This window comes from Priestia sp. 40, assembly GCF_049368575.1.
Classification (GTDB): Bacteria; Bacillota; Bacilli; order Bacillales; family Bacillaceae_H; genus Priestia; species Priestia zanthoxyli.
In genome coordinates this window covers 1,837,553-1,858,644 of sequence record NZ_JBMPZA010000005.1, presented here as the reverse complement: position 1 = coordinate 1,858,644, position 21,092 = coordinate 1,837,553, and the positions used below count along the sequence as shown (strand labels likewise).

At 38.6% G+C, this 21,092-nt stretch carries 23 protein-coding genes; 14 read left to right on the top strand and 9 right to left on the bottom strand.

Annotation, left to right across the window (positions count from 1 at the left end; genetic code table 11):
- Window positions 1–321 precede the first annotated feature (321 nt).
- A complete protein-coding gene (gene gndA, locus ACO1DI_RS10755) occupies window positions 322–1,734 on the top strand; it encodes an NADP-dependent phosphogluconate dehydrogenase (RefSeq protein WP_013059861.1) in 1,413 nt (470 codons plus the stop codon).
- 42 nt (window positions 1,735–1,776) lie between these two features.
- Here the strand turns inward: gndA and zwf are convergent, their stop codons facing one another.
- Together zwf and ACO1DI_RS10745 are read right to left on the bottom strand one after the other, a co-directional pair.
- On the bottom strand, window positions 1,777–3,279 hold the full coding sequence (gene zwf / locus ACO1DI_RS10750) for a glucose-6-phosphate dehydrogenase (RefSeq protein ID WP_423145227.1): 1,503 nt from the start codon (window positions 3,277–3,279) through the stop codon (window positions 1,777–1,779).
- A gap of 305 nt (window positions 3,280–3,584) precedes the next feature.
- Entirely contained in the window at window positions 3,585–4,031 is a 447-nt protein-coding gene (locus ACO1DI_RS10745) for a staygreen family protein (protein WP_025752460.1), read from the bottom strand.
- 177 nt (window positions 4,032–4,208) lie between these two features.
- Between ACO1DI_RS10745 and ACO1DI_RS10740 the strand changes: the two genes are divergently transcribed.
- From ACO1DI_RS10740 to ACO1DI_RS10730, 3 genes are all read left to right on the top strand, one after another.
- Window positions 4,209–4,883: a uracil-DNA glycosylase gene (locus ACO1DI_RS10740; RefSeq protein ID WP_209368070.1), complete on the top strand. Its 675-nt coding sequence runs from the start codon at window positions 4,209–4,211 to the stop codon at window positions 4,881–4,883.
- A 115-nt stretch (window positions 4,884–4,998) separates the two neighbouring features.
- Entirely contained in the window at window positions 4,999–5,304 is a 306-nt protein-coding gene (locus tag ACO1DI_RS10735) for a YwdI family protein (RefSeq protein WP_258523630.1), read from the top strand.
- Between the two features lie 15 nt (window positions 5,305–5,319).
- Complete coding sequence (locus ACO1DI_RS10730) at window positions 5,320–5,691, top strand: DUF423 domain-containing protein (protein ID WP_013059856.1); 372 nt, start codon at window positions 5,320–5,322, stop codon at window positions 5,689–5,691.
- A 25-nt stretch (window positions 5,692–5,716) separates the two neighbouring features.
- Here the strand turns inward: ACO1DI_RS10730 and gerQ are convergent, their stop codons facing one another.
- The 3 genes from gerQ to hemQ all read right to left on the bottom strand — a co-directional run bounded on the left by gerQ (window position 5,717) and on the right by hemQ (window position 7,569).
- Window positions 5,717–6,199, bottom strand: coding sequence for a spore coat protein GerQ (gene gerQ, locus ACO1DI_RS10725; RefSeq protein ID WP_014457725.1), 483 nt, complete (start codon window positions 6,197–6,199; stop codon window positions 5,717–5,719).
- A 26-nt stretch (window positions 6,200–6,225) separates the two neighbouring features.
- The gene (locus tag ACO1DI_RS10720) at window positions 6,226–6,648 is read right to left on the bottom strand and encodes a cell wall hydrolase (protein ID WP_016765947.1); all 423 of its coding nucleotides are present in this window, start codon (window positions 6,646–6,648) and stop codon (window positions 6,226–6,228) included.
- 177 nt (window positions 6,649–6,825) lie between these two features.
- Window positions 6,826–7,569, bottom strand: coding sequence for a hydrogen peroxide-dependent heme synthase (hemQ, locus tag ACO1DI_RS10715; protein ID WP_423145226.1), 744 nt, complete (start codon window positions 7,567–7,569; stop codon window positions 6,826–6,828).
- A 276-nt stretch (window positions 7,570–7,845) separates the two neighbouring features.
- Between hemQ and pta the strand changes: the two genes are divergently transcribed.
- Window positions 7,846–8,817 carry a phosphate acetyltransferase gene (gene pta / locus ACO1DI_RS10710; protein ID WP_013059853.1) on the top strand — a complete coding sequence of 324 codons (972 nt, stop codon included), beginning with the start codon at window positions 7,846–7,848 and terminating at the stop codon, window positions 8,815–8,817.
- A 31-nt stretch (window positions 8,818–8,848) separates the two neighbouring features.
- Here pta and ACO1DI_RS10705 read toward each other — a convergent pair whose 3' ends face one another.
- Window positions 8,849–9,700 (bottom strand): lipoate--protein ligase family protein, encoded by an 852-nt coding sequence (locus ACO1DI_RS10705; RefSeq protein WP_371906262.1) that lies wholly within the window; start codon window positions 9,698–9,700, stop codon window positions 8,849–8,851.
- A gap of 128 nt (window positions 9,701–9,828) precedes the next feature.
- The gene (locus ACO1DI_RS10700; protein ID WP_033580385.1) at window positions 9,829–10,503 is read right to left on the bottom strand and encodes an RsfA family transcriptional regulator; all 675 of its coding nucleotides are present in this window, start codon (window positions 10,501–10,503) and stop codon (window positions 9,829–9,831) included.
- 201 nt (window positions 10,504–10,704) lie between these two features.
- Here ACO1DI_RS10700 and ACO1DI_RS10695 point away from each other — a divergent pair, with 201 nt between their 5' ends.
- The 3 genes from ACO1DI_RS10695 (at window position 10,705) to ACO1DI_RS10685 (ending at window position 12,962) form a co-directional block, all read left to right on the top strand.
- Entirely contained in the window at window positions 10,705–10,929 is a 225-nt protein-coding gene (locus ACO1DI_RS10695; protein ID WP_013059850.1) for a DUF1450 domain-containing protein, read from the top strand.
- Between the two features lie 192 nt (window positions 10,930–11,121).
- Window positions 11,122–12,429 (top strand): HD domain-containing protein, encoded by a 1,308-nt coding sequence (locus ACO1DI_RS10690; RefSeq protein ID WP_099000249.1) that lies wholly within the window; start codon window positions 11,122–11,124, stop codon window positions 12,427–12,429.
- A gap of 23 nt (window positions 12,430–12,452) precedes the next feature.
- Window positions 12,453–12,962, top strand: a complete 510-nt coding sequence (locus ACO1DI_RS10685) for a YwgA family protein (protein WP_042991804.1) — start codon at window positions 12,453–12,455, stop codon at window positions 12,960–12,962.
- Between the two features lie 43 nt (window positions 12,963–13,005).
- Here ACO1DI_RS10685 and ACO1DI_RS10680 read toward each other — a convergent pair whose 3' ends face one another.
- Window positions 13,006–13,191: a 2-hydroxymuconate tautomerase gene (locus ACO1DI_RS10680; protein WP_013059847.1), complete on the bottom strand. Its 186-nt coding sequence runs from the start codon at window positions 13,189–13,191 to the stop codon at window positions 13,006–13,008.
- A 274-nt stretch (window positions 13,192–13,465) separates the two neighbouring features.
- Between ACO1DI_RS10680 and ACO1DI_RS10675 the strand changes: the two genes are divergently transcribed.
- Window positions 13,466–14,110: a site-2 protease family protein gene (locus ACO1DI_RS10675; RefSeq protein ID WP_042991805.1), complete on the top strand. Its 645-nt coding sequence runs from the start codon at window positions 13,466–13,468 to the stop codon at window positions 14,108–14,110.
- 19 nt (window positions 14,111–14,129) lie between these two features.
- Window positions 14,130–14,642: a YwhD family protein gene (locus ACO1DI_RS10670; RefSeq protein WP_014457734.1), complete on the top strand. Its 513-nt coding sequence runs from the start codon at window positions 14,130–14,132 to the stop codon at window positions 14,640–14,642.
- Between the two features lie 38 nt (window positions 14,643–14,680).
- Here the strand turns inward: ACO1DI_RS10670 and ACO1DI_RS10665 are convergent, their stop codons facing one another.
- On the bottom strand, window positions 14,681–16,747 hold the full coding sequence (locus tag ACO1DI_RS10665; RefSeq protein ID WP_099000247.1) for a transglycosylase domain-containing protein: 2,067 nt from the start codon (window positions 16,745–16,747) through the stop codon (window positions 14,681–14,683).
- Between the two features lie 266 nt (window positions 16,748–17,013).
- Here ACO1DI_RS10665 and speE point away from each other — a divergent pair, with 266 nt between their 5' ends.
- The 4 genes from speE to argS all read left to right on the top strand — a co-directional run bounded on the left by speE (window position 17,014) and on the right by argS (window position 21,090).
- The gene (gene speE, locus ACO1DI_RS10660; protein WP_013059843.1) at window positions 17,014–17,841 is read left to right on the top strand and encodes a spermidine synthase; all 828 of its coding nucleotides are present in this window, start codon (window positions 17,014–17,016) and stop codon (window positions 17,839–17,841) included.
- Window positions 17,842–17,916: 75 nt separating this feature from the next.
- Complete coding sequence (speB, locus tag ACO1DI_RS10655) at window positions 17,917–18,795, top strand: agmatinase (RefSeq protein WP_423145225.1); 879 nt, start codon at window positions 17,917–17,919, stop codon at window positions 18,793–18,795.
- Between the two features lie 187 nt (window positions 18,796–18,982).
- Entirely contained in the window at window positions 18,983–19,423 is a 441-nt protein-coding gene (locus ACO1DI_RS10650; RefSeq protein WP_014457736.1) for a DUF1934 domain-containing protein, read from the top strand.
- On the top strand, window positions 19,420–21,090 hold the full coding sequence (argS, locus tag ACO1DI_RS10645) for an arginine--tRNA ligase (protein ID WP_014457737.1): 1,671 nt from the start codon (window positions 19,420–19,422) through the stop codon (window positions 21,088–21,090). Before ACO1DI_RS10650 ends, argS begins: the two co-directional genes overlap by 4 nt.
- The last annotated feature ends 2 nt before the right edge of the window (window positions 21,091–21,092 follow it).

The following is a 21,092-nucleotide window of genomic DNA, read 5'->3' as shown; positions in this document are numbered from 1 at the left end:
TAACAACCGTGTTGATCATCAATTCATTGAAATGATTAACTGCTTAATATTTTAACAAAAGTAATTGTTTAAGAAAATGTTAAAATGCGTCTAAAAGTAGTTAAGAATGTACGGATGATTAGTAACTGCGTTCATTTCACTTATTTTATCGAAATTTTCTTCAAAATAATCAATGTTCGGTGAGCATGATTCTTTTCAAATGTGTATAATAAAACGTATGATTATGGTTATATCAAACTTGAATCTGTAACTTTCTTTATGATATGTTCAGTTACGATTAGGTTGACCAATTCATATTACACATGAAGGGAAGAATTTAACATGGCAAAACAACAAATCGGTGTTATCGGTTTAGCGGTTATGGGGAAAAACTTGGCGCTAAACATTGAGAGCAGAGGCTATTCTGTTTCAGTTTATAACCGCTCTCCTGAAAAGACAGAAGAGTTCCTAAAAACAGAAGCAGAAGGTAAAAATTTTGCAGGTACATACAGTGTGGAAGAGTTTATTAATTCTCTTGAAAAACCGCGTAAAATTTTATTAATGGTTAAAGCTGGTGCTGCTACAGATGCAACAATTGATTCGTTAAAACCATACTTAGAAAAAGGCGACATTTTAATCGATGGCGGAAATACATTCTTCCAGGATACAATTCGTCGTAACAAAGAGCTAGAAGAATTAGGTATCCATTTCATCGGTACAGGCGTATCCGGCGGAGAAGAAGGCGCATTAAAAGGACCTTCAATCATGCCTGGCGGACAAAAAGAAGCATATGAACTTGTAAAACCAATCTTAACAGCTATTTCAGCGAAAGTTGAAGGCGATGATTGCTGCACATACATTGGACCAAATGGTGCAGGTCACTACGTAAAAATGGTTCATAACGGCATCGAGTATGGGGATATGCAGTTAATTTGTGAAGCATACTTCATTATGAAAAACGTATTAGGTTTAGAAACAGATGAACTACATGAAGTATTTGCTGAATGGAATAAAGGCGAGCTAGATAGCTACTTAATTGAAATTACAGCGGATATCTTTACGAAAAAAGATGAAGAAACAGGTAAAGCACTTGTAGACGTTATTTTAGACACTGCAGGTCAAAAGGGTACAGGTAAATGGACAAGCCAAAGCGCGCTTGACTTAGGTGTACCACTACCAATCATTACTGAATCTGTATTTGCGCGCTTTATTTCAGCTATGAAAGAAGAACGTGTAAAAGCAAGCAAAGTATTAAGCGGTCCAAATGCAGCTGCATTTGAAGGCGATAAAACCGAATTAGTAGAAGCAATCCGTAAAGCATTGTACATGAGTAAAATTTGTTCATATGCGCAAGGGTTTGCTCAAATGAAAGCAGCTTCTGAAGAATATGACTGGAATTTACAGTACGGTGATATTGCAATGATCTTCCGTGGTGGTTGTATCATCCGTGCACAATTCTTACAAAAAATTAAAGAAGCTTACGATCGCGATGCAGATCTAACAAACTTATTATTAGACCCATACTTCAAGGATATCGTAGAAGGCTATCAGTCAGCTCTTCGTGAAGTTATTTCGATTGCGGTTAAACAAGGTATTCCTGTACCAAGTTTCTCAAGTGCATTAGCTTACTATGACAGCTACCGTACAGAAACGTTACCAGCGAACCTTTTACAAGCGCAGCGTGACTACTTCGGAGCTCACACATATCAACGTGTTGATAAAGAGGGCGTATTCCATACTGAGTGGTTGAAATAAAAAACAAGAAAAGCAGCTGTATACTACAGCTGCTTTTTTTATTTACTCTTTAGGTGAGAAGTTGTCTTCTCCGACTGGCCACCAGTGGAAACCGTCTTCAGCAAGCAATGCGTCTGATTCTTTTGGTCCCATTGAACCTGATTCGTAGTTCGGGAAGTTTTGTGCTTTTGTGCTTTCCCATGCTTCTGAAATGGTATCAACAAACTTCCAAGAAAGGGCTACTTCATCCCAGTGAGTGAAGTTCGTTGCATCTCCAAGCATGCAATCATAAATAAGGCGCTCATAAGCTTCCGGTGTATTCATTTTATCTCCACAGTTATTGCAATAGTTCAAGTTAATTGGTGTGGACGATGTTGCACCCGGCGTTTTACGCGCGTTTAAGTGAAGCGTAATGCCTTCTTCCGGTTGGATATGAATGACAAGCAAGTTTGGATGAATTTCTTTATCTTTATTGAAGTACAGGTTCATTGGTAAGTCTTTGAACTGTACAACAATTGTCGTTGCTTTTTCTTTCATGCGTTTGCCTGTACGGATATAAATTGGTACGCCAGCCCATCTGAAGTTATCAATCATAAGCTTACCAGATACAAATGTAGCGGTATTAGACTCAGGATCAACCGAGTTTCCTTCGCGATAGCCGATCACTTCTTCTCCTTCAAGTATACCTTTGCCGTATTGGCCTCGTACAAAATAATCATCTACTTCATCTACTGATAAGGAGCGAAGAGCACGCAGTACTTTTACTTTTTCACTACGAATTTCTTCCGGTGTTAATTTAATTGGCGGTTCCATTGCAAGCAGGGCCACCATTTGAAGCATATGGTTTTGTACCATATCTCGAAGGGCACCTGAAGATTCATAGTAACGGCCACGGTCTTCTACACCAAGCGTCTCGCTAGACGTAATTTGGATGTTTGAAATGTATTGGTTGTTCCACATCGGTTCAAATAGAGCATTTGCAAAACGGATAACTTCGATATTTTGCACCATTTCTTTACCGAGATAGTGGTCGATACGATAAATTTGATCTTCCTTAAATGCATGGCGAATTTGTTCATTTAGTTCTTTAGCAGAAGGATAATCATGGCCAAATGGCTTTTCAATGACTAGGCGACTCCAACCTTCTGTTTGTGTTAAACCTTCATTTTTTAAATTCGAAGCAATTGTTCCGAAAAATTCAGGTGCCATTGCTAGATAGAAAATACGATTTCCAGGTACGTTGTATTGCTCATCAAGGCTTTCTGTTAGGCTTTTTAATTCTTGATAAGAAGCGACATCTGTTACGTCAAACGGTTGGTAATAAAAATGTGAAGCAAACTTTTCAATGTCAGCGTCACTGTTTTTGAAACTGCTCACTGATTTTTTTACATTTTCGCGTAATTCGTCATTAGTCCAAGGTCTTCTTGCGACACCAACAACAGCGAAATCTTCCGATAGTTTGTTCGCTTTATATAAGCGGAAAATAGAGGGGAATAACTTACGTTTTGCTAAATCACCTGTAGCGCCAAAAATTACGATAATGGATTTTGGTTGTACATTTGTCATTACTTCTAGGACCTCACTTTGTCGTAGTTACGTTCAATTTTTTTCCGCTTTAACAGACAACACTTAAATGAAATCTGGGGATTCATTGCCCGTTAAACTCGGCCTTTATAAACAAACGAATGATTGCTTGTTTACCTTTTCCTTTATGTATAGAACTACTAATAAATTGTAACGATTTTAAAGGGTTAACGCAAATAGATTAAAACAATTTGTAGTTATTATTCCATGTTTTTAACAAGTTTAAAAGTATTTTGTTTCGAATACGGAGAAAAAGCTACCGTTATTTTAACAGTAGCTTTTCTCATTTATTTATATTGATACAGGGAACCGATAGATTTTTTTGTTGAAAATGGCAAGTCAGGGCTATCGGCGATGATAAAAATAGGACAGTGCATTAAAAGTGGATGTTTTTCGAAAAAGGAAGCATCAGCGTGATAGATAGACGATAGAATAACAGGGAGCTGTTCTAAAAAGTGAAGGTAGCGTGTAATGGTTTCATCTGTTGATGTATGCGCACCGATGTAATAATACACAGTAAGGGAATAAAAACCTTTATCAAAGACGAAGGATGCTAAATATTCGTTCCGCTCTTTTTGCATATGATCGTAGGCAAATTCAATGCCGATTTGGATGGAAGGAACAGAAGTGTGTTGACCTGGGAAAACGGTGTATTTTCTTGGTATCATCGGTTCAACGGGTGTAACACCCAGGCTGTAGGTTACGTCTATTTGGTGGGGATTGCTGATGATCATATGGAATCCCTCCTTTAATATAAAAATACACTCTTTATAAGTGTATACAAAGTTTCATCGAACATGACAATATTAAAATATGCCCAGGCTGTCAGCATATTTAAAACAGGCAACGTTTGAGCAGGGGGCAGCGTTTGCGATAAAATAACAAAAAAGATTATTATGAGGTGATAAGCAATGAGTATTTTAAAAAATGACTGGGCTCCTTTATTAGAAGAAGAATTTCAAAAAGACTATTACATACAGCTTCGAGAATTTTTAGTGGATGAATATAATCACCGCACCATTTACCCTGATAAATATGATATTTTTAACGCTTTACACTATACGGATTATAAAAATGTAAAAGTGGTCATATTGGGACAAGATCCTTATCATGGACCAAATCAAGCGCATGGACTGAGCTTCTCTGTTCAACCAGGAGTAAAAACACCGCCTTCTTTAGTGAATATTTACAAAGAGCTGAAAAATGAAATGGATTATCATATTCCGAATAACGGTTATTTAGTCAAATGGGCAGAACAAGGTGTTCTTTTGCTTAACACTGTTTTAACAGTTAGAAGAGGAGAAGCGAACTCTCACAAAGGAAAAGGGTGGGAACAGCTGACGGACCGCATTATTGAATTAGTGGCACAAAAAGAGGAGCCAGTCGTGTTTTTGCTGTGGGGCAAACATGCACAAGCTAAAAAAGAGCTCATCCATCATTCGCACCATTTAATTTTGGAAAGTCCACACCCTAGCCCATTTTCAGCTAATCGAGGCTTTTTTGGCAACAACCACTTTCAACGAGCAAATGACTTTTTAGTTAAACACGGACGTCAATCCATTGATTGGCAAATTGACGATGTGTAAAAGTGAGCATTTCATGAAGATTAGCTTCAGACATAGCCTCCTATTTCATCTTTTGATAAAATAGCTGTATAAAGTCATATTGAATGTAAGATGAGGTGTCTACATGGATATAAAAATGGCGCAGCTCCTTGATAAAATTAGTGCAGAAGTACAAAAAGCGAAGCACCATTCGAATAGTGGGAACGTTCGAGATCAATTGGTTGCCATAAAAGCACTGTGTGAGCTTGCATTAGATCAAAATGAAGAGGTTTCAGTATCGAAACCTGTCTCGGTTTCAAAACCTGTTGTAATGTCTTCACCGGAAATTATGCAATCGCCTGAGATTATGCAGCAACAGATTATTCAGTCATCCAAACCTAATTTTGAAGGAACGAAATTGAAATCAGATGATGCAAACGGCGATAGTTTGTTTGATTTCTAAAGTGAGGAGAAAAACATGAAACTATTTTTAATAATCGGTGCAATCAATGCGATGTTAGCGGTTGCTCTTGGTGCCTTTGGAGCACACGGGTTAGAAGGGAAAATCTCAGAGAAGTATTTAGAGGTATGGAAAACGGGAGTGCAGTACCAAATGTTCCATGCAATGGGGCTGTTTGTGATTGCGTTTTTATTAAGCAAATTTCCTCAGTCTTCTTTGTTAACAGCTTCGGGTTGGATTATGTTTGCAGGGATTGTGCTGTTTTCAGGCAGTCTCTACGTATTAAGTACGTCCGGTATTAAAGTTCTTGGCGCGATTACTCCCCTAGGTGGAGTTGCTTTTATTGTAGCCTGGATTTTAATTGTTGTTGCAGCTGTAAAATGGCTATAAAAAAACCCCTGAAAAGGGGTTTTTTTTAACGCGGAGAATAATTGCTCAACTGCTGGCCTCCACCGCCAAATGGATAATTGTATTTAATTTCTTCATCGAAGGTAATGTAATCAAGATAAACCATAAGCAGTACATAACGAGTTCCAGTCTGTGGATCGCTTAAAATGATATGATCGCGTCCGGCCGCTTCAATAATACCTCTAAAGACCTTCGCGTTCCACTGCGTATTATTTTCAAATGTCATGTATACAGTCGCTATTTTTCCTCGATTTAAACGTAAAATATTTTCAATATATGATTCTTCAATAGGCAGTTGATTTGGATCTTGTGGGGCACCGCTGCCTCCAGAAGAGGTAGGGGGTGGCCCTCCTTGGCTTTGCCCTTGAACTTGCTGCTGGCCGCCTGGCTGGGGCTGCTGCGGCTGAGGCATATAATAAGGGTAGTTTGGACTCATATAAGGGTTTTGCATATATTGCTGTTGCGGTTGATTAGACTTTGGTTTTTTCATAGGAACCTCCTTCAAACAAAAAGAAATTAGTAAACTCCTGGACAATCAGCTTGAGTTGGTGCAAAGAAACAGTGAGATTTAAATCGTCCTGTGTTATTTTGGTTATACCATTGAGCAGGACAGTCGCCGCTTGGCTTGAAAAACCACAGTGAGTTTTCTGCGGGGTTAAAACGTTCCCCTCTTAATACACGTCGTGCAAGTGTAATTTCAGACTGGCGGGCACGCTGATAAAAGTAGCCTTTTTGAGTTGCTTCAAATCCGCCTGGGTTTTGAAACACCATCTGACGAATGGTTCTTATATTTCTAAAATCCAAACAGGGAGCTTTAGCGCGGTTCACGCCTACATTTCCTACCAGTAACATCCCTTGTTTTCCTTCACTTTCAGCTTCAGCTCGAATGAGTCTGGCTAGGAGCTTAACATCTTCTTCGTTGTGTGCAACGACTGCCATTATCCCACCTCGCTTACTTGTGACACTGTTGTATATATATGGTCCTGTAAATACGAATATGCCATGGCTAGAAAATAAAAAACCTGTTTCCACTTGGAAACAGGTTTTTTAGATAAAGCTCATTGATATTCATTGCTCAAGGCGTTATAAAAGCGATGAACGCTTTTGCAGCTTAGTTTAAACGTGTAAAAAGCGTGCAACAGCTTCTTCTTTTAATAAATTTCCGACAAAGAAGCTGCCAAATTCCCCGTAGCGAGCACTTACTTCGTCAAAACGCATTTCGTATACTAATTTTTTAAATTGAAGAACGTCATCTGCAAAAAGAGTAACGCCCCATTCGTAATCATCAAACCCAACAGAACCCGTAATGATTTGCTTTACTTTTCCAGCGTATTGACGTCCAATCATTCCATGACTGCGCATTAAGCTGCGTCGCTCTTCCATGGGAAGCATGTACCAATTGTCATTTCCTTGACGACGTTTATCCATTGGATAAAAGCAAACGTGACTAGCTTTTGGTAAAGTTGGATGTAGTCTAGCTTGGATTTGAGGATTTTCATAAGGATCCTCCCCAGCAGGTAAGTAGTTGCTTAATTCAACTACTGATACATATGAATAAGTAGGAATGGTAAACTCAGCAAGCTTTGTTTTATTAAATTCTGTTTCAATTTCATTTAGTTCTTCCATAGTAGGACGAACAAGCATTAGCATAAAATCTGCTTTTTGGCCGACAATGGTATATAAAGCATGACTGCCTTGCTTCTCAGCTTCAGTTCCTTTCCATTTCTCAATCAACCCTAAAAATTCATGGATGGCCGCTTGGCGATCGTCGCTTGATAACTGCTTCCAAGCGCCCCAATCGATTGAACGGAAATCATGAAGTGCATACCAACCGTCTAATGTTTGTGCTGCTTCTGCCATTTCGTTTCACTCCTATTGTCCGATTATGATAAATTCCAATTCTACTATATCATAGTTTGTCCGAAGAACTGGAATGAAAAACCTGTGATTTTGTGACTAAACTTTAAACAATTGTCGCAAAGTAAAAACAGGTTTCATTTTAGATGTTAGTGGAAAATTAAGAATTAAAAGACTTTTTCGTAATCATGGATTCTTGAAGGACATGCCTTTGATTTTTAAAAAAAGTGGAGTATCCTATTATGAGAAAAGTTTTTTACATATCGAGGAGGATTTACTTTGAGTGATTTATTTACAGGTTTAAAACAAAAAGTATCAGCTAGCGATGTATCAATCGTATTCCCAGAGGGATTAGATGAGCGCGTATTAGGCGCTGTTTCTCGCTTAGCTGCCGACAATATCTTAAAGCCTATCGTTGTTGGAAACAAAGACGCTGTAGCATCAAAAGCAGCAGAACTAAACGTAAAATTAGACGGTGTTGAGGTTCTAGATCCTCAAAGCTACTCTGAATTTGATGAAATGGTAGCAGCGTTTGTTGAGCGTCGTAAAGGTAAGGCAACAGAAGAAGATGCTCGCAAAATTTTATTAGATGAAAACTATTTTGGCACAATGCTTGTTCATATGAATAAAGCTGACGGTCTTGTAAGCGGAGCTGCTCATTCTACAGCAGACACAGTGCGACCTGCTCTACAAATTATCAAAACAAGACAAGGTGTTAAGAAAACATCTGGCGTATTTATTATGGTTCGTGGCGATCAAAAATACGTATTTGCTGACTGTGCAATCAATATCTCACCTGACAGCCAAGATTTAGCTGAAATTGCTATCGAAAGTGCTCGTACAGCTGAAATGTTCGACATCGATCCTCGTGTTGCTATGCTAAGCTTCTCAACAAAAGGATCAGCAAAATCTCCCGAAACAGAAAAGGTAGCAAACGCAGTAGAAATTGCAAAAGAATTAGCACCAAGCGTAACGTTAGACGGCGAATTCCAATTCGACGCAGCATTTGTTCCTTCTGTAGCTGAAAAGAAAGCACCGGGTTCAGTGATTAAAGGAGATGCAAATGTATTTGTATTCCCAAGCCTTGAAGCAGGTAACATTGGTTACAAAATTGCACAGCGCCTAGGAAACTTCGAAGCAGTAGGTCCAATCTTACAAGGTCTAAACAAACCGGTAAACGATCTATCTCGCGGTTGTAACGAAGAAGATGTGTACAAGCTTGCTTTAATCACAGCAGCTCAAGCACTATAATAAAAAACTCCGTCCTAGGGCGGAGTTTTTTTTATTCGGCTAATGAACCTAATGCTTTTTCATTGCGGTCATACATGCGCTGCAGCTGCGTCTCAAACAGCATTTGTTCGGTAGCATTTAAAGGCATATTTACAAGAGAAGAGCTCATGCTATTCAGTGTTTGCAATAAAAGCAGCATGACATCAGAAACGGTTAAATCAACCTGTAATAGTTCAGATAGAGAAGCCATTGTATGAGGCTCGATATCTGGGTATGAAAATTTAGTTTCTGTGTTTTGGAGACCTTTTTTGTAAAACTCTTGAATGAGAGAAGCGCGTTTAGAGCCGCTTCCGTTAACGCATAAGTAAATTTGTACGGCCACTCCGCCGCGAACGCGTCGCTGTGAAATGCCTGCAAACTTTTGATTGCGAATGCTTAAATCGAAGCTGCCGGGACAATAAGAGCCTACGATTTCCTTCGCTTCAATTGCTGTCCCGTAAGATGCAAACATGACCTTAATCAAATCAAACATGGCTTCATACCCACGATCAATATCAATTCCTTTTTCTGCATCAGGAAAAATTAAAGAAATGTTTAGAACATCCTGATCAAGTACGACAGCGAGGCCGCCTGAATTGCGGACGATTGTTTTATATCCTTGTTCATGTAAATAAGCTGCACCTTCAGCTAAATGAGGGAGCTTTGTATCTTGGATGCCTAACACAATCGTATCGTGATGCACCCATGAGCGCATGACAGCTGGAGATTCACCTCTTCCAACGGTTGTACAAAGCGTGTCATCGATGGCAAAAGAATGACGGGCATCAAAATGAGGACCTAGACTGGATTGATCAATAATACGCCAAGCGGGCTGTGCTAAAAGCTTCAAACTATTCTGCTGCATATCTCAAACCCCTTTATAAACAGTAAACGAACATATTATAGCATAAAGGCGTCGCGTCATTGGCTGTAAAATAGAAAAAGAAGAAAGAAGAGCCAAGTTTGACATCCCTCTTTCTTCGTTCACGTAGCTTATTCAGCCATTTTCTCAAGATTCCCGTTACGATCCATTTTAAATGTAGTAGAAGAACGTTCTTCTTCATCGAATAGAGCTAACTTTCGCGCACGGTTCATGATTTGCATTAATGTTTCATAGTCTTCTTGAATAGTAGTGGCATTTGCCTCGAGATGTTTGATTTGTTTTTCCAACTCTGTGTTTTTCTTAGCTAACTCTGCATTTTCTTGCATCAAGCGTTTGTTTTCGCTTTGCAATGCTTGTAAATTGCTCGCTTGATTTGGCATTGTTTGCAAGAAGCGAATAACATCAGCCATTGAAAGCTCCTCACTGCTGCTTCTTTCTACGTGTGTTTCAGGTAAGCTATATGTTGCTGTAGGTGCAGACATCATTTGTTCCACATGCTCTACAGATGCTGGTGGCGTATATAATAATTTCTTTTTGCCTTGCTCTTGTCCAAGTGCACGCATACGCTGTTTTCGCTGTTTTTTAGCTAGCTGCAGTGCTTTTTCATACTGGTGGCGTACCACAGCATTCCATCTGAATCCACATGCTGCTGAAGTTCGATTTAATTCATCTCCAACTTCTTCAAACGCATTCAGCTGCGTACTTCCTTCGCGGACATGGCGCAATACTGTTTCAGCTAATAATAAGTCGTTTTCTTCTGTCCAAGCATCTTGTCTATCTTTCACTTTGTTCACTCCTCTATTTTCCATGACTCATAGTAATCATGTTTTGTAGTATCATCATGTACAAAAAATCCATACTTTATACCATTTCTTCTAGGAGTATGATAGATTTTGCTTCCTTCTTTAACTTGCATCGGACTTCAAATAGGGGTAAAATACCCCTTAGACAAAATGATGAACCAATTTTGAAAGGATTGTGTCAACATGGCAAATGAATTTAGAATTTGTGATGATTGTCAGGCAACAAACGTCAAAACGTTGTTACCTCGACTTAAAAAAATAGATGAACAAGCTGAAGTACAAATCGGTTGCCAGTCTTACTGTGGACCCGGACGTAAAAAGTCATTTGCATTTGTAAATAACCGTCCTGTAGCAGCGCCAACAGAGGATGAATTAATCGAGAAGATTGAGAAAAAAGTAAAAAAATAGATAGTGAAACAATAAATAGCTACTTTTCTGCTACTTATTTGTCGAACGAGCTTCTTACAAACAGCATCGTCTTGTTTGTTAGGTAAATCACCTTGGTTGCTTGCAAGGTGATTTTTTATTCTGAATAGGAAAATAGGAAGTGAGTGTCGAAAAATTATAGCAACAACAAAGTGAAGATAGAGAGGTATGTAAATGACATATCCTAATGAAAAACTCAGTGAAGAAAAAGTATTTAAAGATCCTGTTCACCGCTATATCCATGTAAGAGATCGTGTTATTTGGGAGCTAATTGGGACAGCCGAATTTCAAAGGCTGCGTCGTATTAGACAGCTAGGAACGACATACTTAACGTTTCATGGGGCTGAGCACAGCCGTTTTAGTCATTCCTTAGGTGTTTATGAAATTGTGCGCCGTATTATTGATGACGGTTTTCAAGGACGCCCTGAATGGAATGAAGATGAGCGTCTTCTTTGTCTTTGTGCTGCTTTACTGCACGATTTAGGTCACGGTCCGTTTTCACATTCATTTGAGAAGGTTTTCCACTTAGATCATGAAGAATTTACACAAGCCATTATTGTAGGTGACACGGAGGTAAATCAAGTGTTGACGAAAGTAGGAAAGGATTTTCCTAAAAAAGTGGCCGAAGTAATCGCGAAAACATATGAAAATAAGCTTGTCGTTAGTTTAATTTCCAGTCAAATTGATGCAGATCGCATGGATTATTTGCAGCGTGATGCCTATTACACAGGAGTGAGCTACGGTCACTTTGATATGGAAAGAATCCTTCGTGTCATGCGTCCACGAGAAGACCAAGCCGTAATTAAACACAGCGGTATGCATGCGGTTGAAGATTATATTATGAGCCGCTATCAAATGTATTGGCAAGTGTATTTCCACCCCGTTACAAGAAGTGCTGAAGTTATCTTGACAAAAATTTTACATCGTGCGAAAGAACTCCATCATCAATACTATGAGTTCAAACAGGAGCCAACTCATTTTTATTCGATTTTTGAAGAAGAAATATCGCTAAAAGAGTATTTGAAATTAGATGAATCCGTTATTTTATTTTATTTTCAAGCATGGGAAGAAGAAGAGGATGAGATTTTATCTGATCTATGCCGAAGATTTATGAATCGTCAGCTTTTTAAATACATTGAGTTTAATCCAAATTCACAAATGAAAATGTGGATGGAGCTTACAACATTATTTAAAAAAGCGGGCATTAATCCAGATTATTATTTAGTCGTCGATTCTTCAAGCGACTTACCATACGATTTTTATCGACCGGGTGAAGAGGAAGAACGTTTGCCGATTCATCTGTTGATGCCAAATAATGAAGTGCGTGAATTATCACGTCAGTCGGAGATTGTTGAAGCAATTTCAGGGAAAAAGAGAACCGATCATAAATTATATTTTCCACAAGATCTCATTGATCAATTGTCGTCTAAGCGAAAAGTTAAAGATCAGATTATAAACTTACTAAAAGGAGATCAGAGTTAAATAGTATAGGAGTTGAAGGGGCTGTGTTAAACGATCACGCAAAGATTGTGAAAGTATTTTCCGCGGCGGGAGAAGTTGTTGGCAGAAAAAAGTTACAAAAGATGATATTTATCGGAAAAAAACTGAAGTTTCCTTTTTATGAAAAGTATAATTTTCACTTTTTTGGGCCTTATTCTGAGGAATTAACGCTTCGAATTGAAGAACTGTGTAACTTGGGCTTTTTAAGTGAAATTAAAGAGAAAAAAGGCGGATACATGCAGTATCGCTACGGATTAACAGAAGCAGGGGAAGAATTTTTAAGTCACTATGACTTAGAGCTTCCTCACTTGCAGGAATGTATGAAGGATATGAATGAACAAAGCTCTAAATTTTTGGAGCTCGTCTCTACGATTTTATATTTCGATAATTTACCGAAAGAAGAAGTAAAAGAAAAAGTGTTTACGCTAAAGCGTAAGCAAAACTATACAGAAGAAGATATTGTAGAAGCATACAAATACATTGAAAAACTTCAGGCAACGCTGTCTGTTCATTAAAAAAATGCCATAGGTCAACCTATGGCATTTTTATATGTAGGTGTTATTGATCGCTCATGCGCTTGCCCGCTACAGCGTAATGATTTTTAGACATTTCTTCAATGATAATAGATACTTTCTCAGGTGCAGCACCTGTCGTTTCTACAACAGCATCCGTTACTTTTTCAACAAGGGCTCTTTTTTGATCATCTGTGCGACCCTCAAGCATCTTAACAGTTACAACTGGCATGATGTATACACTCCTTTTTAGTCATTATATGATTAGTGTACCCGTTTTCTGAATAAAATGACAGTATGAGATAGTGATGAAGGACACAATCTGTAGTATACTTTTTATAATAATATTAATGTAAAAACTAGGAGTGGCTAAAAGAAGCCCATATCTGGTGTTTGAGAACTTTCAGGGCATATTTGAAGAAACCTTGTATCCTTCTTACCGCAAAAAAAGATTCATCTAGTAAATGTGATAGGTAGAAATTATTTTAAAATAAAGGAGATAAAGAGTGGAACATTTTTTAGCTTTTTCATTGCAAGACCTTCCTTATGTGGTAATGACACTTATTGTTGCATTTACGCTGCATGAGTTTGCACATGCGTATGTAGCTTATTTATTTGGAGACCACACGGCTAAAAAGCAAGGAAGGCTAACGCTTTCTCCGCTGGCTCATTTAGATCCATTTGGAACGCTTTTGTTAATTATCGCAGGTTTTGGGTGGGCGAAGCCGGTTCCTGTCAATCGCTATTTCTTTAAAAAGCCTCGTGTAGCTGGTATTCTAGTATCGATAGCGGGACCGTTTAGCAACTTGGTGTTGGCATTTATCGGCTTGCTTATTTACTATTTGATGAATAACGCCGCAGTGGACAACGATGCGCTTTATCGTTTTTTTACATTATTTATTCAAATAAACCTAACGCTAGGTGTATTTAACTTGTTGCCTTTTCCGCCTTTAGACGGCTACCGCGTGATTGAAGACCTCGTGCCGCCGTCTACGCGAGCCAAAATGACGCAGTATGAGTCTTGGGGTATTTTTGTATTTTTGATTCTTGTGATTACACCTCTGGATCGCATTGTGATCTGGCCGCTTCTAAACGGAGCAGCAACGTTTGTTATGAATATCTTTCAGCAGATATTAGCACCACTGATTTAATGAATAGAGGAGGCTTACTATGACTCAGCCAAAAAAGAAAAGTATAGGATTTAATATCATAAAAGACGATTCAACCGATGGCCACGGCGGTTACGGAGTTGGAGCGTTAAGTTTAGAAAACATTTCACCCGTTTTTGTTTGTCCGAGCGACGAAGAAGTATTTGTAGATATCGGTGCGATGCATGCAAGAAGTGTAGTGGAAAAAGGAATTAAGTTTTTACCGAATAAAGACGAGGTGCCAAACGGCAAGTTATATTGGCTTGTGTGGGTAACGATTGATCGCAAGCAAGAAGGACCTTACTACGCAGGTATGACAGCATGTGAAATGACCGTTGATCGTGAAATTCGCCGCGGCTATAAGTCACTTCCTGAACATGTAAACAAAATGGATAAATCCTTAAAACGACGCATTATGGTAGAAGAAATGGATAACAAGTCTAAGGCTTTGCTTCGTGAGTTTTTGAAGTCTCATAATGAAGAAATCTGGATGTTATCTAATGATGACTTAAAAGAAGCGCTTCAAACATCGTAATGCTAAAAAAAAGCTTAAGGCCTTGGCCTTAAGCTTTTTTAATCAAACCATTTTGGGAACCAGTGAAACTTTTTATCTTCTGTTTCACGCTCTTTTTTCTTCGTTTTTGCTGCATGATCGATGTGATCAGTACAATATGTTTTTGGCTGTGTTCCAGTTAAATAATAAGCTTTATATTGAACAGGGCATGATTTGGATGCTAACTTTCCATTTTGAGGATTAATGTTTACGCTCATTAATCCGTTTGGTGCTTTAAACTTTTCTTTTTTCTTCCCTTTTAAAGCATCTTCCATGAATAATGCCCACATCTTTTTGGCGTATCCTTTTTCAGCTACATCGTCCATCGTTCTCCCTTGATCATAGCCAACCCAAACGCCTGAAACGAGCTGAGGAGAGTAGCCAATCATCCAGCTGTCCGTAGAGGTTGTGCCAGATTTTCCTGCATAAGGGCGAGACACATATTTAGAAATAGGCTTCCCAGTGACGGTTGTATAGCCATTTAGCTTTTGATTAAACATGCCTGTCATTAGATGCGTAGTAAGGAAAGCATAGCGTTTATCAATGACTTGTTTCCGTTCGGAAGGAGCTTGATAGACAACTTCTCCGTCATGGGTTTCAATTCGTTTAATAAATGTTGGACGAATTTCTTTTCCACCATTCGCAAAGATGCCGTATGCATTAACCATATCAATGACTTTGACAGGCGAAGTTCCAAGAGCTAAAGATGGAACTTTCTTTAAAGGCGATGATATTCCAAGTGTTTTGGCTGTTTCAATCAAGCGATTTTCCCCAATGAACAAATGCGTTTTTACTGCATAAATATTGTCTGAAAGCGCAATGGCTTGAGCCATTGTAATAGGAGCGTCTGCATAATAATTGTGATAATTACTAGGTGTGTATGTTGAAACTCCATCTTCTAATTTGAACGTCGTTTCTTCACTTTTCATTGGGGTAGATTCAGTAAAACCGTCTTTTAACGCCGCATAGTATAAAAATGGCTTCATCGTTGAGCCAGGCTGTCTTATTGCTTGCGTCGCGCGATTAAATGGGCTCTTTTCATAATCTCTTCCACCAATAAGAGCTTTCACTTGTCCATTTTTAGGATTCATGGCAACAAATGCACTTTGTACGTCTGAAGAGCTGCTGATTACATCCTTCATTTTTTCTTCTGCCGTTCGCTGCATCTTTTCATCCAGCGTTGTATAAACGCGAAGTCCATTTGTATAAATCATGGTTTCATCAATGCCTAAATCTTGCTTTAATTCTGCTAGCGCTGCATCCATAAAGTAAGAAGCATCTTCTTTATTAGGGTCTTTTTCGGCAGGCTTTGCGAATGCTAGAGGTGTTACAAGCGCTTTTGTTGCTTGCTTAGCTGTAATAATTCCATCCTCTTTCATGAGAGATAAAATGATATTTTGTCGTTTTTTTGCATTTTCTTGATGAATAAGAGGAGAGTAGTAGCTAGGGCCTTTTGGAATACCTGCTAACATACTCGCTTCACTTAACGTCAAATTTTTGGCATGCTTATCAAAGTACAGCCTAGCTGCCGCTTCAATTCCATAAGCTCCATGGCCGTAGTAAATCGTATTCATGTAGCCTTCTAGAATTTGGTCTTTGCTATAATTCATTTCTAACCGAATCGTATACAGAGCTTCTTGAAGCTTTCGAGTCCACGTTTTGTCGTGCTCTAAAAACAAGTTTCGTGCATACTGCTGAGTAATAGTACTCGCACCTTGTACTTTTCCCATAGCTTTTATATCAGCTACAATTGCTCCGGCGATTCGATGCATATCAAAGCCGTGATGCTCATAGAAGCGCTTATCTTCAACGGCTAAAGTCGCATCTTTTACGTAAGGTGAAATTTGATTAAGTGAAACCCAGTAGCGCTTTTGTCCATTGTGAACTTCATCAAGAACTTTACCGTTTGCTGAGTAGAAAACAGCTGTTTGAGAAACGTTTAGCGGAGGGGGGCCAGCGATTTTGGCGTAGAGAAAGATGCTTATGTAGGCAAACAACAATAAAGCCCCCGCTAATATACCAAGGACGAGAAGAATTCGGAAGATGCGTCTTGCCTTTTTTAAATGTTCGGTTAATACCGTTTCCATTTCTATTCACCACCAATATGTGTCACTATGCACCATACATGTTGTTTTCAACACAACAAAATTCTATTAAAAGAGCGGTGCAAGTAGATTCTAAAGCTTGTATCTATCATCAGTATGAAATAGAAAAGGAGGTTTTAAACCTCCATTGCTAAAAATTTTACTTGCTTTTTTGCTGAATTCATCTATACTTTTTTCATGTTTGTATAAATTATGTTAGGGTAATCTATGCATAGGTTAATTCTCAAAATAGAAGGGAAGATTTTGAAATGGAATTATGGTTCACAGAAAAGCAAACAAAGAACTTTGGTATTACAGCTAAAATTAATCGCACTTTACATACAGAGCAAACGGAGTTTCAAAAATTAGACATGGTTGAAACAGAAGAGTTTGGTAACATGCTCCTACTTGACGGTATGGTTATGACAACAGAAAAAGATGAGTTCGTTTATCATGAAATGGTTGCACATGTACCGTTATTTACGCATCCAAATCCAGAAAACGTACTAGTTGTAGGTGGAGGAGACGGAGGCGTAATCCGTGAAATCTTAAAACACCCAAGCGTAAAAAAAGCGACGTTAGTTGATATCGATGGAAAAGTTATTGAGTACTCAAAAAAATTCTTACCTTCAATTGCGGGTAAACTAGAAGATCCTCGTGTTGATGTACAAGTAGATGACGGATTTATGCACATCGCTAAAAGCGAGAACGAATACGATGTCATTTTAGTGGATTCAACAGAGCCAGTAGGTCCAGCTGTGAATTTATTTACAAAAGGATTCTATGCAGGTATCTCAAAAGCACTTAAAGAAGATGGTATCTTTGTTGCTCAATCGGACAACCCTTGGTTCACGCCAGAACTTATCTCAAATGTTCAGCGTGATGTAAGAGAAATTTTCCCGATTACACGTCTATACGTAGCAAATATTCCAACGTACCCAAGCGGTTTATGGACATTTACAATGGGTTCAAAGAAACATGATCCATTAGAAGTAAGTGAAGATCGTTTCTTCGATATTGATACAAAATATTACACAAAAGAATTGCACAAAGCCGCATTTGCTTTACCTAAATTTGTGCAAGATCTTATTAAATAAGTTATCACATACAAGTGAGATGCCAGAGGCTTAAGGCTGGCATCTTTTCTATGAATAATGAAGGAGGAACAAAATATGCGTTTTGATGAAGCTTATTCAGGTAATGTATTTATCGGCAGTCACCCTGTTTTTGAAGAAAGTGAAGCGGTTCTTTACGGAATGCCAATGGACTGGACAGTTAGCTATTGTCCAGGTTCACGATTTGGCCCAACTCGTATTCGTGAAGTATCAATTGGATTAGAAGAATACAGCCCGTATTTAGATCGCGAGCTAGAGGAAGTAAAATATTTTGATGCAGGAGATATTCCACTTCCATTTGGAAATCCGCAGCGCAGCTTAAATATGATTGAAGAGTATATCGACCAGCTTTTAGCAGCAGACAAGTTCCCGTTAGGTATGGGCGGAGAGCATTTGGTTTCTTGGCCTGTTATGAAAGCTATGTATAAAAAATATCCTGATTTAGCCATTATCCATATGGATGCTCACACAGACCTTCGTGAAGAGTATGAAGGAGAACCACTTTCTCATTCCACTCCAATTCGTAAAGTTGCTGAACTAATCGGACCGGAGAATGTTTATTCATTTGGTATTCGTTCAGGAATGAAAGAAGAATTTCAATGGGCAAAAGAAAACGGCATGCATATTTCAAAGTTTGAAGTTTTAGAGCCGTTAAAAGAGATTCTACCAACACTTGCAGGTCGCCCTGTTTATGTAACAATTGATATCGATGTATTAGATCCAGCACACGCTCCTGGTACAGGAACAGTAGATGCAGGCGGTATCACATCAAAGGAGCTTTTAGCTTCTATTCACGCAATTGCTAAATCAGATCTTCGCATTGTCGGAGGAGATTTAGTAGAAGTAGCTCCAATTTATGATCCGTCTGAACAAACAGCTAATACAGCAAGCAAGCTTATTCGCGAAATGATCTTAGGCTGGGTACAAAAGAAATAAATAAAGTAAAAGGCGGCCGCTGTGGCTGCCTTTTTTATTTGAAATATGTGAATGCGTCACGTACTGTAAAAAGGTGAATTCTCGGCGTATCTATCATATTTCCTTTGAAGTATTATTGAATTCTTGCTTCAGAATGTTTATACTATTTAAGTTATAACGTATTCATTTTAATAAGGAAGTGTCTTTTGTGAGTAACGCTTCAGAAGTCAAGAAACCCATTGAAGTTAAAATTGTGACGGATATCCGCGATGGTCACCGAAAAGAGACAACATCGGTAAATGCAAAAGGTATGTATTATGAAAAAGGATCAAAAATTTATCTTACATACACAGAGCGCCAAGAGGAAATCGGAGATATTAGGACAATGGTGAAAATTAGCGAAGATGAAGTATCAATTAATCGAACCGGTGCTGTTCAAATGAAGCAATCGTTTCGTAAAAAGGTACAGATCGAAGGAACTTATATAAGCCCTTATGGACGTATGGATTTACTAACATTCGCTCATAACATTGAATATAAACAAATGACTCAAAAGGGTCGATTATTTTTAACGTATGATCTAGAAGTACAGGGTCAGCCTACCGGGAAATATGCGTTAACCATTACATTCAAGGAGGAGAAAAAATGAACATCGTCGAACAAGTGCAGCAAAAATTAAAAGCTGAAATTCAAGATGCTGTGGTCAAAGCAGGACTTGCTGAAAAAGCAGAACTGCCAGAAGTTCTATTAGAAACCCCAAAAGATAAAACACATGGTGATTATTCTACCAATATGGCTATGCAGCTAGCTCGTATTGCCAAAAAAGCACCGCGTGTTATCGCTGAAGAGCTTGTAGCAAACTTCGATAAATCAAAAGCATCTATCGAGAAAATTGACATTGCAGGCCCTGGATTCATCAACTTTTATATGAATAACTCTTATTTAACAGAGCTTATCCCAACGATTGTAAAAGCTGGTGAAGCGTACGGTCAAACAAACGTAGGGAACGGACAAAAAGTACAGGTTGAATTTGTTTCAGCTAATCCGACAGGGGATTTACATTTAGGACATGCCCGCGGTGCTGCAGTTGGAGACTCATTATGTAATGTTCTTGAAAAAGCAGGTTACGATGTGTCACGTGAATATTATATCAATGATGCTGGTAACCAAATTAATAACCTGGCTTATTCAGTAGAAGCACGCTACATGCAGGCTCTTGGTTTAGAGAAAGAAATGCCTGCAGACGGCTATCATGGTGCTGACATTATAAACATCGGAAAAGAGCTAGCAAAAGAGCACGGAGACAAGTATGTAAATGCTTCTGAAGAAGAGCGTTTTGAATTCTTCCGTCAATACGGGTTAGATTATGAGTTAGCTAAATTAAAGCGTGATCTTGAACAGTTCCGTGTGAAATTTGACGTATGGTATTCTGAAACGTCTCTTTATAAAAATGATAAAATCTCAGTTGCACTTGAAACGCTGAAAAAACAAGGCCATGTATATGAAGAAGAAGGTGCTACGTGGTTCCGTTCTACGACATTTGGTGATGATAAAGACCGTGTGTTAATTAAAAATGACGGTTCATTTACGTACTTAACACCAGATATTGCGTATCACCAAGACAAAATTCAACGCGGATTTGATAAGCTAATTAACATTTGGGGAGCCGACCACCATGGATATATTCCTCGTATGAAAGCGGCGATTCAAGCGCTTGGTTATGAAAAAGATACGCTGGAAGTAGAAATTATTCAAATGGTTCAACTGTATCAAAATGGCGAAAAAATGAAGATGAGCAAACGTACAGGTAAAGCAGTAACAATGCGTGACCTAGTAGAAGAGGTAGGTCTTGATGCAACTCGCTACTTCTTTGCGATGAGAAGTGCGGATACACATTTAGACTTTGATTTAGATTTAGCTGTTTCTCAATCTAATGAAAATCCTGTATACTACGCGCAATATGCTCATGCCCGTATTTGCAGTATTCTTCGTCAAGGTGAAGAGATGGGGATTCAATCAACATCTGGCGCTGACCTTTCATTAATTAGTGCAGAAAAAGAAATGGAACTGCTGAAGAAAATCGGAGAGTTCCCTCAGGCCGTAGCGGAAGCAGCAACAAAACGTATTCCGCACCGCATTACGAACTACGTATTTGATCTTGCTTCTACGTTCCATAGCTTCTATAATGCAGAAAAAGTATTAGACAGCGATAATGTAGAAACAAGTAAAGCACGTATTGAACTAGTGAAAGCTGTTCAAGTAACGCTTCAAAACTCTTTAAAACTAATTGGTGTTTCAGCACCTGAAAAAATGTAACA